The sequence below is a fragment of the Psychrobacter sp. W2-37-MNA-CIBAN-0211 genome (assembly GCF_040309405.1).
GTDB classification, from domain to species: Bacteria; Pseudomonadota; Gammaproteobacteria; order Pseudomonadales; family Moraxellaceae; genus Psychrobacter; species Psychrobacter glaciei.
In genome coordinates this window covers 67,709-82,948 of sequence record NZ_JBEOOU010000005.1, presented here as the reverse complement: position 1 = coordinate 82,948, position 15,240 = coordinate 67,709, and the positions used below count along the sequence as shown (strand labels likewise).

Genomic DNA, 15,240 nt, shown 5'->3' with positions numbered 1-15,240 from the left:
TTATTGGACTCCGTTTTCAATAGTCGAACAATTATCTAATAAGGGAAAAGGATCATAACGATATTTAAGTCCTGTTGCGCCTAACGATTTACTTACTTCATCTCTGACTTCAAAGTGAAGGTGAGAACCCTTAGATATTGAGGTCATACTTCCTGCATTGCCTGAATTACCACTAAGACCAATCGGCTGGGAAATATCTTCAACTAACTCATCTTTGTCAACTTTAATTTTGTTTAAATGGCAATATATGAAATATACAATATCTTTTTTAAAATCGAGTTTATTTCTTAGTATATTCTTTTTACTTACTGGTAGATCATCAACATTACACTGTAAAATTATCGAATTACCATAGCTACTATATGAAGTGGCAAATACGATACGTCCCTTACAAACTGCGTATACGGGACTGTTGAGAGCTGCTTCTAAATCATTTCCCTGATGTAACTTTGAATGACGCTTGGAAGTTCTACCGTGTCTTGATATTTCATTTGTAGCTAATGCTAAATTTTCTTTGCTATATTTATTGCTTTTATAAGTTAATGGAGCAGAACCATAACCGAAACGTCTAACTTGGCAGGTATCAAGTGGATTTCGCCATTGATTCCCTCCACCCACATTAGTAGTGTTTTTTGCAGGAGCAGGAGCAGGAGCAGGAGCAGGAGCAGGAGCAGGAGCAGGAGCAGGAGCAGGAATACATTTTTCATTACTCTTACTTTTATATGAAACACCTTCCAAAATGACAATAATAGCGTCAAGACTATTTATACAGATATTATCAGGAATTTTATGCATAAAATTTTTAACATTTATGTACGAATCAATATAATCTCTAATCCAAGTTTGATAAGCTTTCACACCATTTTGATTAGCTTCTTTCATATACTTTTTAAACTTGTCTTTTTCCCCTATTTGTATAATGAGTTTTTTTCTCATTAAGCTACTACTTGTGTACTCATTTTTTATTAGTCTTTCAGAACCTGATGGTCCATCATGATGAGCAAGATAAGCTATCTTAGCTAAATCAGCTTTACTAGTGATTTTATTAATAGGTAAACGTTTTCCTAGAGTCTCAAGATTCATTTTAGCGTAGACCATTCCTGCATCAATCGAAAGTTCAGGATTATATTTAAGTTTTAGCAATTTCGCATCTGTAAGCTTAGGATGCTTTTGTTTGTACTTATAAAGCAGTGAGTCAGACCTTTTGGAAATGTCACGCCAAGTACCATCTAACATTTGAGTCATACCGCCTGCTGATGTTGTACTATTCTGAGAATCTGCTTTCCAACGACCTTTCAACGAACCACTGCCTATTTTTGCTGATTCTGCATTAATTATTGCAGCTGTAGTAGGAGCATCAAAGCCATGCCTTTTAGCTGCACTAATTATAAATTGACGATATATTTCATTATTTGGATGAAGTTTTAAATTTTCGTCATTATAAAAATCTGCTACTACATGGGTTGGAGTGCCGCCATCTGTACGAATTACTTCATTGTGATCTTTTACAGAAGAGTTTTGATTATTAGTCTTTGTTGGAGCTTTACTTGATGTTTTGGACTTATCAGTTTGAGTGCTTTTATTGCCATCCGACTGACTTTCAACTTCTTTTTGAACAGGAGGAGTTGGTTGTTGGTTTTCTTTTTCCAAGACTTTACTTAAGTCTTTGAGCTTTTCTAATTGATGCCCTTTTTCTGGAAGATTACTCCCAGAAACTTTCATCATTCTTGAAGTTAAAGTCAAACTTTTTTTTCCTAAAGGAAGAATAGTGTGATGAGCAATTAATTGAAACTTTTTATGGACATTTAAAAAATAGATCTTGATACCTGCATGTCTATCTTTGATCAAAATATCTTTTGTTATACTGTTAGTAATTGCGATAGTTTCGCATTTACTATCATATTCGAGTTGAAGAGTAGCTTCATTGATAGGTTTAAAAGCAGAGTCTAAAAGTTTTATTCTTAAAGTCGTATCATAACTTTCACTTTCGTCAAGGTGTAAAAATATTTTTTGACCAATACTTAATTGATGTATTTTCTTACCCTTAATATTATTCCAATCAGCTAACTGTTTGACACTAACGCCATAAAATTGACCTATGCCCCAGAGTGTGTCACCTTTTTTTACAATATGTGTTTTTTTAGTCATTATACAGCCTTAATTAGGATTCTTGAGAACCATGTTCACCTAAAATAATATCTTCATCCTCATCTTCGCCTTCACTATCTTCATCTTCAAAATGACTTGACCACTGATCAAATCCAATTAAGGAATCATATTGCATATGATTATCATCTTGTAATAGCATAGTCATACCTGAGTTGTCTGTTTCTGATTCAGAAATAATCTCATGAGTGTCTGGGTTAAAAAGAATAACTTTAGCTTGTTCAATCCCTTTACCTAGTAAACTCATAAAACTAAACTGAACTGCAAAAGGAGGAGAGTTTAAAAACTCTAAAGGCTTGTAATTAACTCTTGCCCCCGCCACCAAACTCTTCCTCACGGCCTTAACTTTAATCGTTCCCGGACACACCAGCTTAATACCACTTTCATCGATCGTAATGGATGCTCCTGCACTGGTTTGCAGCTTAATGCGTTTTGGACTCGATACATTCACCTGTCCTGACTCACTACCAATCGTCATGCTTTGTTGACTGTGCAGCTGCAACTCACCGCCTTGTGCCTGTATCGCTAGTGGTTTAGTGTTCGCACTCACATGTAATCCCGATGCGCTCGCTTCACCACCAACCCCAGAGAGCGAATCAATACTATCTGCCGTCAGCGTATAACTACCTGCCACCACATCCGACTGAGTAGCGCCTGATTGTCTGACGATTGTTTTCGCCGTCCATAGCGTATTGCTTGCTGATGCGAGGATGCTGTCTTTGCTAACCAGTAGCACATCGGCTGCGCCCAACACTTCGGTATTTAGCGTCTCATCGATAATTTGCGCACTGGTTTTAAAGGCTTCTATCGACTGTCGGGCATTACTAAGTGCCTCGGTTGATTGCAAGTGTGCCTGCTTTGCCTCTTTAAAGGTTTCACTCAGCTCAGTGCCCATTGTTAACTGGCGTTGTCCTGCATCATTGACCCAAGCCGATTCATGCTCTGACTGGCTGTGTCTGATACCAAAGGTGGAGAGTAGAACGCCTGTATCGCCGGTGATTTGCAAGCCATGGTCGGTTGCTAGATTGATCCCTTGACCACTATCTGATGATTGATGATTGCTAAAGCGATGCCGCAGCACGCCAAGCTCTAATACATGCTCATCAGGGGCAAAGGTCGCTTGATCTATAATCGTTGGCATATCAGCATTGGCTTTACTGCCCGTATTAACCGTCCACTGTAGACCGATCTTGTTTGGCGTGTCATCAAAGTTCATGGCCACTTCAGAGTCGCAGGTCAGCCCATACTGGGCGATACCTGATAACCAGCCACTGTGTCCATCATCTTCACTTATCTGTGAGTGACCCATACCACCGCCATGCCATCTAGGAGAGGCACCGCCTTGTAGGTTGTGTCTATTAGATAAGCCCGCATCGCAAGTAGTGATGTTTGTTGCGTCGACATCGCCCATACCGATACCGTCATAGAGCGATCTGCTAATCACTGGACTGTCGATATCGCCGTACCAATGGTTAAGCAGGACGGATTGTCCAAGCCGTGGGGCGAATTGCCAGCCATGACTGCTACCGGATGACAGTTGCAATGCGCGCAGGGGCGGGGTAGTGCCGTCGTCGTGAGGGCTGATGCCTGAGTAGACGGGGGTCGTGATGGTTTGTTGTAGGTTGTCATCGGTGACACTGGAGTCATAACTTGGTGCGGTAGCGCTGCCAGTACGCGCTTGGGTGAGACCTTGATAGGTGCTGCTTACTAGGGATAAGCTGCTTGGATAAGGGGTGTAGGCAATTGAGGCGTCAAGTAGCGTAGCTGATATATAAATGGCTATCTGCGGGTACTACTAAACCTTCTTATTATCAACTTTGTTTACTCGTTAATAAGTTCTAACCGATCTTGGATTAAGGTACATCTCCTGTGTATTACTTACACTGAATTCTGCTATATCTCTTATAGAGTGATATCTAGCATCTTGAATCGTTTTTTCAATAAATGGTTCAAAATCTTTGTTTGGTGAGAATATTAGAATAGGCAAGTTTACTTGATTTTCAGCCATCACAAAATTATCATCTCTTTCGATACGAGTAAATGAGCTATAAATTCCTTTCTGGTTATTGATTATGAGACTATCAATATCCCAAGCGTAACCCCAATAATATTTATCGTTACTATAAATAATAGGATTAAAATAAAATAGTGTATCTAACGACTTCTTATCAAAATTTATCTTTGCAATTTGTGCATCACTGCCGTCTTCATAACCTCTTATACTAATTAGTTCTTTTTGGTTGTCATTATCTACATCTATAAAAAAGTGATAGTTTTGGCTAGGTAGATCACTCAATGTGAGAAATAGTCGACCATTATCTTGAACCCAAAATTCTCTAAAATCTGATAGTTCTTCAGAGTAAGCAAGATATATATAGTCATCTATTAGGTTGTTGTTAAAATCTTCACGAATGGTTCTCTCAATAACAAAACCCTCCGGTAAGATAAAAGAATTACTTGATTTTTTATCATAAGTAATAAAGTGCGACTCCGTAGTGTCTGAAACGCTATTTACTTTTTTTTCAGAGGTACTAACAGATAAGACTACGCTCTCTGAAGAATTATTTACTCCCTTATAGGATGTACTAGTAGACGACGCTATACTATTTGTATCAACGTCTGTACAACCAACTAAAAGAAAGAAAAAAGCTGTTAAAAAAATCGTTCTCATATTACTACCTTTGTGAAGACTTGCTCGGAGATTTATTAATAGTTTTCAACTCTTTAATTGTGTAAGGGTTAATTCGTCCACCTACTCTATTAGGAGTAGTGCGGACTTCAAAATGAAGATGATGCCCTTTTGTTAATTTTTTATCTACATTACCAGTCTTACCAGTCTTACCTATAGGATTTCCAGCAGTTACTTCTTCATCTTCCTTAAACAATCTTTCCGATAAATGTGCATAGAAGAAATAATATGTTTTACCATTGTAATCTCCTTTTATGCCAATTACATGACCATAGGTATCTGATGTGTAGTATTCATAAACTATTCCACTAACACAAGCAAATAAGGTTGTACCTTCTGGTGCATATAAGTCTAAACCATCATGTTTACCGCCCGTTCTTCCTTTGTAGTCGCTTTTGTTTGGAGTCCACTGTGTATTAGAGTACCATCCTCTGAGTTCCATTCTTGACAAGGGATTATGCCATTTAGCTTTGGACTTCTTAGCCTTATAGATATAAGGAATATCATTTCGATCAGCACTTGCTGTAATAACATCTTTCTCAACTTCCTTACCGTCTTCATACACCAGTACGGTTATATCAATACCTACTAGCGAATCATGTGTTCGACCTCTTGTACCATCTTTTCCTGTCACAGAAGTGTTCTTACCATATTTAGTAGACTGAGTAATGTATGAAAGCCCTGATAGTGGCTTATTTGTTGCTTCATCAACGAACTTTATGGTAATTTTAGCCTCATCTGAGGAAACCTCAAGTGTCGGCCCTGTTTCTGTATCTTTTTCAACCTCAGTTACCTTTGGCTTTTCTACTTTGATAACAGGATCTTGCTCTGTTTGAGGTTGTGGTGTGTTATTTGGTTCACTGGTCTCTGGAGTAGTCGCTGCTTCTTGATTCAAAGCATCTGAGGCATCGCTAATATTTTCTTCAGTGATGTCTGTGCCTATGATCATAGCCCATTCTTTAGAGCCATAGGTAACAATGGCGGTTGTTTGCGCTCTACCTTGTCCATCAATAACAGTAAGCTTTTCACCAGCAAGGGCTTTTATAGTGCTAATACCTTGTCGGTTAGCTCTTTTTATAGCAGAGTGTCTGCCACGATACAGGGTTTTAAACTCGTAATGAGGTATGGGTTGATGATTATTATCGACAAACTTAATGTTAAAGGAGACAACAGGGACTTTGAGTACTTTGGTTTGTCCGTTTAAGTCTCCAGTAACAGGAAACGCCATGCTGTAAATAGATTGTTTTTTGCCACCGTCATCATCAAGATAAACGCCAATAGATTGACTCACATCAGCTGTTATACCTGATTCAACACCTGAGCTATCGGTTTTATGGGGTTTGATATTGTTCTTGTACTCAAGGTGATAGGTTGTGTTTGGTAAAGGCTTACCTGTGTCGCCTTCGACTAGTTTTATATTAAAAATTACTTCATCAATGGTAATATTAGTAGTACCGTCGTCCTTTTGTTCTGAACTACTTGTTTTATCATTATTGGTACTACTATTGCTATCATTAGGCTTTTGTGTAGCTTCCACTTTTTTATGTTCTGATAGTAAGGATGAGTAGTTATTTTCACCTAGATAAAGTATTTCATAACCTTGTATCTGATCTGCTTTTTGAATTATTGTTTCAACAAGATTCCCATTTATTTTTAACTGAATTTTCGCTTCTGGATGTCTGACTATTATGGGTAAATTACCGTTTTTATCTGTTTTATGAGTAACTACGATTCTGCCCAAATTAAATGTACCTTTATATTCAGAGCTGATTTCAACTTCTTTGTTGGGAATGCCAATTTTTTTGGCATCTACAATCTTTACGTATATCTTCCTTTTACAACAAGTTTGGACGTTGTAATGAGCAAATAAACTCATATATTTACCAACACTAGTCTTATTGCCATCAACTTCGTTAATCTTTCCATTCGATGTTAAAAAATCTTTTACTGCATCATCTCCTTTCAAGTGTCTAGCTGCAATGACTCCTGATTCTGTAACTTCGAAGGAACTAAGATCTTTTGCTCCTGTAATAGTCTTACCATAAAATTCATTTACATTTATATTCCTCATATAGCCACACAAACGATCAATCCAATATTGGATTGCTTTCATTTGTATTTCACCACTGTTTCTAAAAACATCAAACGATGAAGCACTATATTTGTTTGTCCAATATTTTTTATTTTTGTTTCCCCAATCCTGATGTTTCCTGTCTCTAGTTTCATCTTTTATATAACATCCTACGTCTTCTAATGCTATCTCAGAGAACTGGAATAGCCCTACATAGTCCCAAGGATTCAGTCTTCTAACAGATGCTGGATTGTCTACATATTCACCTTCTTTATTTTTTCCTTTATAGGTGTAAGAATATCGTAGATCTGAAGATGATTCTTGCCTAGAAACCGCTCCGATGTATCCTACTCTATCAGGGGTATACATTGCTCCTTTAACTGGCTTTATTAGTTGGCTCATATTATTTTTCCTTAACTATCGACAAGCGTTTTTTACAAGCACCAGGAGCATAGCTATAATGTAGAGGATTCTGTGTACTAATATATTTTTTTAACAGCTCTCTAGTACGCTGATTATTACCCGTTACGTTATCAATGATAAATGAACAACCATCATATAGCATACCTGTCATATCATAATCTTTTGGGTCAAAAATGTAGAATACTTGACCTATAGCACATTTATTATCAAAGCAAATTTTATTAAATACATATTTTTCATCAGTATTTATATCTTGTATATATACTCCTTCTCGCTGCGATCCTAAGGCATAAAGCTCCTTGTCAGCCAAATCGATAGGGCTGATAAGTTTAGAAATCATTTTTTGAAAGGCTTTATCATATCTACTGTCGTAATTAGGGTTACTACCTTCTATGGTTGGCAATACTTCATTCACTAGTTCAAATGGATAGGTGGTAAATTTTCCACTGCCGTATTCGTAGGTTAAATATCGAAAAGAAACGTTATCCAATGCCAGCTTGATATTAAGCTTATCTGTATAGCTTAAAGAATCTGAAGTATATGCTTGCTCTAAAGGTTCGTTCTCTTCATCTTGTGAACGACCAATCATTTTGAGCTGAACGCGTGGTATGCTATCTATATAACTTTGATAATCTTCTTCGTTTGTGGTTTGAGCTACACTGATGAATGGTGTCGTGAAGAGGAACATTGAAAAAAAGCATAGATTTTTATCTTTAAATAAGTACATAAATTATCCTATTAAGAAGTTTAACAGCCAAAGTCGTCTTCATCATGTGCATGATTATCACCACAATCTTCAAATAGATCTTCAATAGAGCAATGATCGCTCTTTATCTGATTTGATACGTCAATAGCTTTAATCTCTCCTTTATGGTTCACGTTGCCAATAAGTTCTAACTCAACTTTCTCAGCTTTATCACCAAACACTCTTAGCGTCTGACCATCTTCATCAAGCCTTCCTTTGATCTCTGTACCTCTTGTGTGGTTGATAAGCTTATAGCTGATACCTTGGTCTATTAAATCTTGCGGTAGCAATTTCTTGAGATCAAACGCTTTACTAAACAACCCTGAAGTCGGCAAAGCAATTACTGGCGCACTAACCTTCGCCCCCGCAACAAGCCCCTTCTTCACCGCCTGAATCTTAATCACCCCCGGGCACACCAGCTTAATCCCACTCTCATCGATCGTGATGGATGCTCCTGCACTGGTTTGCAGCTTAATCCGCTTCGGACTCGACACATTCACTTGTCCAGCCTCACTACCAATCGTCATGCTTTGTTGACTGTGCAATTGCAACTCACCACCTTGGGCTTGTATCGCTACCGGCTTTGTATTCGCACTGATATGTAAGCCCGATACGCTCGCTTGACCACCCACTCCTGAGAGCGAATCAATACTATCTGCCGTCAGCGTATAATTGCCCGCCACCACATCCGACTGCGTGCTGCCTGACTGTTTGACGATCGTTTTCGCCGTCCATAGCGTATTGCTTGCTGAGGCTAATATACTGTCTTTACTGACCAGTAGCACATCCGCCGCGCCTAAGACTTCCGTATTTAACGTCTCATCGATGATTTGTGCCGTACTCTTAAACCCTTCTATCGACTGTCGGGCATTACTAAGTGCTTCAGTTGATTGCAAGTGTGCTTGCTTTGCCTCTTTAAAGGTTTCACTCAGCTCAGTGCCCATTTTTAACTGACGTTGTCCTGCATCATTGACCCAAGCGGACTCGTGCTCTGACTGGCTGTGTCTTAGTCCGAAAGTGGAGAGTAATAAGCCTGTATCACCTGTGATTTGTAAACCATGGTCGGTTGCTAGATTGATCCCTTGACCACTATCGCTAGATTGATGATTGCTAAAGCGATGACGCAGCACGCCAAGCTCTAATACATGCTCATCAGGGGCAAAGGTCGCTTGATCTGTAATCGTTGGCATATCAGCATTGGCACGCGCCCCAGTATTCACCGTCCACTGTAGACCGATCTTGTTTGGCGTGTCATCAAAGCTCATGGTCACTTCAGAGTCGCAGGTCAGTCCATATTGAGCAATACCCGATAGCCAGCCGCTGTGTCCATCATCGTCATTGATCTGTGAGTGACCCATACCACCGCCATGCCATCTAGGAGAGGCACCGCCTTGTAGGTTGTGTCTATTAGATAAGCCTGCATCGCGAGTAGTGATGTCTGTTGCGTCCACATCGCCCATACCGATACCGTCATAGAGCGATCTGCTAATCACTGGACTGTCAATATCGCCGTACCAATGGTTAAGCAGGACGGATTGTCCAAGCCGTGGGGCAAATTGCCAGCCATGGGTTGCGCCTAAGGAGAGTTGCAATGCGCGCAGGGGCGGGGTAGTGCCATCGTCGTGAGGGCTGATGCCTGAGTAGACGGGGGTCGTGATGGTTTGTTGTAGGTTGTCATCGGTGACACTGGAGTCATAGCTGGGGGAGGCTGATAAACTGGTATCACCAGTGCGCGCTTGGGTGAGACCCGTGTAAGTGCTACTGGCAAAGGATAAAGAACTGGGATAAGGGCAATAAGGAATAGCAGCGTCAAGCAAAGTCGCTGATACCCAAATCCCAGTGTCACGAGCAATATCGTAGCCATGATCGGGGATGAACATTCCGCTCTGTTGCGTCGTATGTTGTAACCACGCTTTGATATAGGCTTGGTTGTGATAAGACACGCTGTCGCTGTCCGGCTCAATCCCAACCATCTGCGTACTGATACAGTAGCTAGTCAAACGACCGATAGTAGGTAAATTATGAATACTCACAGGACTACCGACCACCATGCCTCGCATCGCACCAGTCGCTTGGTAATGTTCACGCTGACAGCGATTGGCATTCACCCATTGCTGTGCCAACACCGTCGCTGCACTATCGCTATCGACGCGTGAAGGCGCACCTAAGAGCACAGTCGTGTCATCTGTTGCTAGTGCTGACTCATCAGCGGCTTGGCCTTCATAAATAGTATCCGCGCTTAAGCCATCTGCTCTTACCATCACCGTCTGACTACCCAGTTGCTGCGACCTCATTTGTAGCTCATTAACCGTATCTTGTCCTGACTGGATAGAAGACTGGGCATAACGATAGTCTAATGGTCGTAACTCTGTCTCATCAAAACTGCTTAGTAGCATCAGACAGCCTAAATTATCTAATGAATCACCCGATATCCATAGGGTACTGACACCACTATCAGCAAGTAGCCCGGTTATAAACTCCCAATCACTGACATCCGACTGGGTGCGTATAGGAAGCTGAGAAGACAAGCGCTCTGATGCCTGCAAAGTCTCAGATAACTGCCAATCAAATTCATAGTCGGCAAAGAGGGTAGTGACGATATCGAGCGTAGATTGATTGATGAAACTGCGGGTATGAATGCACTGGGTTAATTGCCAATCGGGGCTGACGATATCTAAAGTGTAAAAATGCATTGCCCCATCTGAATGCTGGTAGTTGACGGCTTTAATAAGCCCAGTGCGATGACTGGGTTCACGGGAAACCGAAAGGGTGTTTAAGCAGACAAATGTATTTACCAAAGATAAACAAGAGTTTAAATCTAAAAAAGCATGCGAGTAGAACAATAGCTGACTAGTATCCACTTTATCAATGGCGCTTGACCAAGAGAATGCAGCAGGATATAAGGTAGTAATGGGTATATTATTGGTTTCAACGGTAATCTGGTGTAGACGAGCGGTTTGCGAAGGCATAAGGGAGGTTCCCGTGACTGCAGATTTAAGGGTACAGTCGGTCGCTTAAAAATAAGCACTGCTAAAATATATACTAAGAAAAGTATAGAGTTTATTGAAATATTGTCAAGTATCTGTATAATCGATTTGCAATAAGTTTTTCATTAAAGAACTTTAGTTCTAAATATATTCTATTATAACGTCATACTTTCTCTTATTCTTTTTGTTTTAATGATGATGATTTGCTTATGAACTCTATTGATTGTACTAAGCTGAAAGGGGTAGGTCTGCTATCTGTGATTTTCAGTGCCAGTGTGTTACTGACGGCGTGCGGTGGCGCCGCGAAGAAGAACACACAGCCCTTAACGGTTTCTAAGCCAACAGTGGCTAAGCAGTTGGATGAGCCTTCACTCTCTTATCTTTCTGATGCCATAAAAGTCGATGATGGGCGTGCAGTGACAGCCCAGCAATGGCTGACCATTGCTCAAAGCAACTATCAATCAAAAAAGTACGCCCGTTCATTAAGAGCTGCAACCGAAGCATTGAGTCTCGATGATCAGCTGGTAGGAGCACGTCAACTTGCTATGCTCTCTGCGGTCAAAGTAACGGAGAGTAATATTGACGCTTATAGTGACAATGCGGTGATGAACGATAATGATAAAGCGAGATTCAAAGGTACTTTAACCAATATAACGACTTTGGTTAATACGGCTGATTAATCATTATCGAGTCAACAGATGCATACATCTCATATTAATAATAGCGAGCACCGATTTACGATGACAATTATTAAAAACGCTATCAAAGTCACTAATAAAATATCCAAGACGATCTTGACCGGTCTACTTATCATGGGATCGGTTATGAGTACAGCCCATAGTGAGCTTTCGATACAAGAGCAAGATCCAGGGTCAAGCATCATCAATCAATATGCTGCCCTTAAAAATGCGGATGCAAAATCACCGCAGTTGCATCAATTGATTGCCGACTTAAATCAGAGGCTAACTCGTAATCCGAAGGATTCTTTGGCTTGGGAGCTGTTGGCTCAGATTTACGCCAACAATGGCTATCATGCTTATGCTGTCTACGCCGCGAGCGAAGCAATTGATTTAGGTCAAAGCACCACCACGCTCAAAAGCATCCTTATAAATAGCAGTGCTCTTGTCTCACAGAGCCAATTACAGTCAGATTACTTGACGGATGATATGGATACGGCATTTTTAACTGAGTATCAGCACGCGCTTAGCAAGATATATGGTGAAGTCTACGGTTTTAACTATGATGAGTCTTTGCCAAAACCACCTGCGCCTGTGGTGAAGGCTCGATCGACTAGAAGCAAAAACGTGTCCAACGCGAAGCGCCGCGCAGCCGTCAAAAGACAAGCCGCCCCTGTTAAAAGAAAAGCAGCAGTGAAACAGAAGTCACGTCCATTGCCAAAAGCGAAGCCCGTTCAGAGACCGGCTAAACCATCATCCCCTAGAAGTAGCAACACCAAATCTACTGATCCATTCAGTATATTACGTTGAAACCAGAAACTGCTGAGGCAACTTATTATGGCTAATCAAGATAGTGTGCAAAAGAAACTCGCAAAAGTACGTGCGCCTCGGGTGCATTTGACTTATGACGTTGAAGTGGGCGATGCGATCGAAACGAAAGAAATTCCGTTTGTCGTTGGGGTGTTGGGAGAGTTTTCAGGAGATTCTACCCTTGAGCAACCACGCTTTAAAGACAAGAAATTTGTCGAAGTAGATTTGGATACCTTTGATGAGGTGATGTCAGGTCTAGCACCACGTGCGACGTTCCGAGTAAGCAATGACTTGAGTGACAAAGGCGGCGAGTTCGCGGTTGATTTGGCATTCAATAGTATCAACGATTTTCGCCCTGAAGCGGTTGCTGATCAAATTGAGCCATTAAAGCAACTGGTACAAGCACGAGATCGCTTGGCAGATTTACGCAACAAAATATCGGCCAACGAAAAACTTGAAGACCTATTGGATGATGTGCTTAAGAACACTGAACAAGTCAAGAAAATGGCGGAACAAAATCAAACTGACGGTGAGGATTAAACGATGAATGCTCAAGCCCAGCAGCAGATAGCAACGGATCCATTGAATAGTGAAAGCTATGACTTACTCGAAGAAATCGTCAATAAAAGTAATGTTGCCAAGTCCGATGATGAAAAAAACCGCGCGAAGTCGCAAATCGCCGAGCTGGCCAATGAAGTCATGCAAGGCACGGTGACATTATCAGACAATTTAGCCTCATCTATTGATGCACGAATTGCGCAAATTGATGCGCTGATCTCTAAGCAGCTGACGACGGTCATGCACGCACCTGAGTTTCAGAAGCTAGAATCTAGCTGGCGCGGTCTGCATTATCTATGTAGCCAAACCCCGTCTGAATCCATGCTTAAGATACGCATGATGAATACTACGAAGCGCGAGCTTACCAAAGACTTTCAATCTTCAATAGACTTTGACCAAAGCACGCTGTTCAAAAAAATATATGAAGAAGAGTTCGGTAGTTTCGGTGGTGAACCATATGCAGCAATCGTTGGCGACTTTGAATTTACTCGCCAAAACTCTGATATGTATCTGCTTGAGCAGTTGTCTCATGTTGCGGCCGCTTCCCATGCACCGTTTGTGTCGGCGGCTTCCGCTGAGATGTTCGGACTTGATTCCTTTACTGATATTGGTCGCCCACGCGATTTATCAAAGATATTTGAAACGGCTGAATATATACGCTGGCGCGCCTTTAGACAGTCAGAGGATGCTCGCTATGTGGCGCTGACAGTGCCTAGCTTTTTAGGTCGTCTGCCTTATGATCCCAAAGATGGCACAGTGGTAGAGGGTTTTAACTTCACTGAAGAAGTCTCTGGTAATGATCACAGTGATTATCTATGGGTGAATGCCGCTTATGCTTTTGCTTCACGATTGACTTCTGCCTTTTCTGACTATCGTTGGTGTGCGGCTATTCGCGGTGTGGAAGGTGGCGGCTTGGTTGAAGGTTTACCGGTCCATACCTTTAAGACTGATGAAGGGGACTTAGCGCTTAAATGCCCAACGGAAATCTCTATTACCGATCGCCGTGAAAAAGAGTTAAGTGACTTGGGTTTCATTCCATTAGTCCATTGCAAAAATACCAATTATGCAGCCTTCTTTGGTGCGCAATCAGTTCAAAAAGCCAAAACGTATCAAAACGATGATGCCAACGCCAATGCGGTACTGTCGACTCAGTTGCAATACATCATGGCAGTATCACGTATTGCCCATTATCTAAAGGCAATGATGCGCGATAAGGTAGGTAGTTTCTTAGCACCTGGTAATGTTGAGTCGTTCTTGAATGATTGGATTTCTCGCTATGTCTTGCTAGATGATGGAGCCTCACAAGAAGCAAAAGCCCAGTACCCACTGCGCGAAGCTTCTGTACAAGTTGTAGAAGTGCCAGGCAAACCTGGTGTCTACAAGTCCGTGGTCTTTTTGAGACCACACTTTCAGCTTGACGAATTGTCTGTTTCTTTGCGTCTGGTCACTCAACTGCCGCAGTCTAGCAACAGCTGATCGTTTATTAAAACCCAACGTTAAATTTAAATTTTTAAATATAAGGTGTGTGATATGAAAGATATTTATATTCAGTTCCGTGGTAAGTACAAAATTGACGGTGAGTCTCGTGACAGCGAGCATAAAGGTTGGCTTGAAGTAAATACTTGGGATCACTTGATTCGTCAGCCAAAATCAGCGACAGCCAGCAGCGTTGGTGGTCACACTTCTGAGCGCTGTGAACATGCCGATATGACCTTTATGAAAGATTTGGACTCGACCAGTCCTAAGCTATGGGAAGCATGTTCTGCTGGCTATACTTTTGATGAAATTCAAATTGACTTTTATCGTGCCAACGGTGATAAGCGCGTTAAATATCTTGAAGTAAAGCTTAAGCATGCGCTCATTGCTAGTGTTGAGCCAACTGTCCGCTCTGAAGGCGTACCAATCGAAAAAGTCGGTATCAAGTATGCTGCTGTTGAGTGGACTTACACCCAGCAAGATATCGATGGTACTGCTAAAGGTGCTGTGACGAAGAAGTGGTCATTAGCCAATAACACTGCTACTTATACTGCCTAAACTGGTGTTAAGTGTTATTCATTTATTGTGTCAATGAAGAAAGGTTTATATCTAGGCCTTTCTTTTTTATTTTTTTAAAT

At 41.0% G+C, this 15,240-nt stretch carries 11 protein-coding genes; 5 read left to right on the top strand and 6 right to left on the bottom strand.

Annotated features, from left to right (window positions below; translation table 11 throughout):
* The 6 genes from AAEY72_RS07265 to AAEY72_RS07240 all read right to left on the bottom strand — a co-directional run bounded on the left by AAEY72_RS07265 (position 1) and on the right by AAEY72_RS07240 (position 11,063).
* On the bottom strand, positions 1-2,148 hold the full coding sequence (locus AAEY72_RS07265; protein ID WP_352310049.1) for a LysM peptidoglycan-binding domain-containing protein: 2,148 nt from the start codon (positions 2,146-2,148) through the stop codon (positions 1-3).
* A 13-nt stretch (positions 2,149-2,161) separates the two neighbouring features.
* The gene (locus AAEY72_RS07260) at positions 2,162-3,709 is read right to left on the bottom strand and encodes a DUF2345 domain-containing protein (protein WP_352310048.1); all 1,548 of its coding nucleotides are present in this window, start codon (positions 3,707-3,709) and stop codon (positions 2,162-2,164) included.
* 285 nt (positions 3,710-3,994) lie between these two features.
* Positions 3,995-4,837, bottom strand: coding sequence for a hypothetical protein (locus AAEY72_RS07255; protein WP_352310047.1), 843 nt, complete (start codon positions 4,835-4,837; stop codon positions 3,995-3,997).
* Between the two features lie 4 nt (positions 4,838-4,841).
* Positions 4,842-7,328, bottom strand: a complete 2,487-nt coding sequence (locus AAEY72_RS07250) for a M23 family metallopeptidase (RefSeq protein WP_352310046.1) — start codon at positions 7,326-7,328, stop codon at positions 4,842-4,844.
* A 1-nt stretch (position 7,329) separates the two neighbouring features.
* Complete coding sequence (locus AAEY72_RS07245; protein WP_352310045.1) at positions 7,330-8,076, bottom strand: hypothetical protein; 747 nt, start codon at positions 8,074-8,076, stop codon at positions 7,330-7,332.
* Positions 8,077-8,096: 20 nt separating this feature from the next.
* Positions 8,097-11,063, bottom strand: a complete 2,967-nt coding sequence (locus tag AAEY72_RS07240; RefSeq protein WP_352310044.1) for a contractile injection system protein, VgrG/Pvc8 family — start codon at positions 11,061-11,063, stop codon at positions 8,097-8,099.
* 227 nt (positions 11,064-11,290) lie between these two features.
* Here AAEY72_RS07240 and AAEY72_RS07235 point away from each other — a divergent pair, with 227 nt between their 5' ends.
* From AAEY72_RS07235 to AAEY72_RS07215, 5 genes are all read left to right on the top strand, one after another.
* Entirely contained in the window at positions 11,291-11,761 is a 471-nt protein-coding gene (locus tag AAEY72_RS07235; protein WP_352310043.1) for a hypothetical protein, read from the top strand.
* Between the two features lie 144 nt (positions 11,762-11,905).
* Positions 11,906-12,568 carry a tetratricopeptide repeat protein gene (locus AAEY72_RS07230; protein ID WP_352310042.1) on the top strand — a complete coding sequence of 221 codons (663 nt, stop codon included), beginning with the start codon at positions 11,906-11,908 and terminating at the stop codon, positions 12,566-12,568.
* A gap of 27 nt (positions 12,569-12,595) precedes the next feature.
* Positions 12,596-13,108 carry a type VI secretion system contractile sheath small subunit gene (gene tssB / locus AAEY72_RS07225; RefSeq protein WP_010199981.1) on the top strand — a complete coding sequence of 171 codons (513 nt, stop codon included), beginning with the start codon at positions 12,596-12,598 and terminating at the stop codon, positions 13,106-13,108.
* A gap of 3 nt (positions 13,109-13,111) precedes the next feature.
* Positions 13,112-14,602 (top strand): type VI secretion system contractile sheath large subunit, encoded by a 1,491-nt coding sequence (gene tssC, locus AAEY72_RS07220; RefSeq protein ID WP_010199976.1) that lies wholly within the window; start codon positions 13,112-13,114, stop codon positions 14,600-14,602.
* Positions 14,603-14,656: 54 nt separating this feature from the next.
* Positions 14,657-15,160 (top strand): Hcp family type VI secretion system effector, encoded by a 504-nt coding sequence (locus tag AAEY72_RS07215; protein WP_025651832.1) that lies wholly within the window; start codon positions 14,657-14,659, stop codon positions 15,158-15,160.
* The last annotated feature ends 80 nt before the right edge of the window (positions 15,161-15,240 follow it).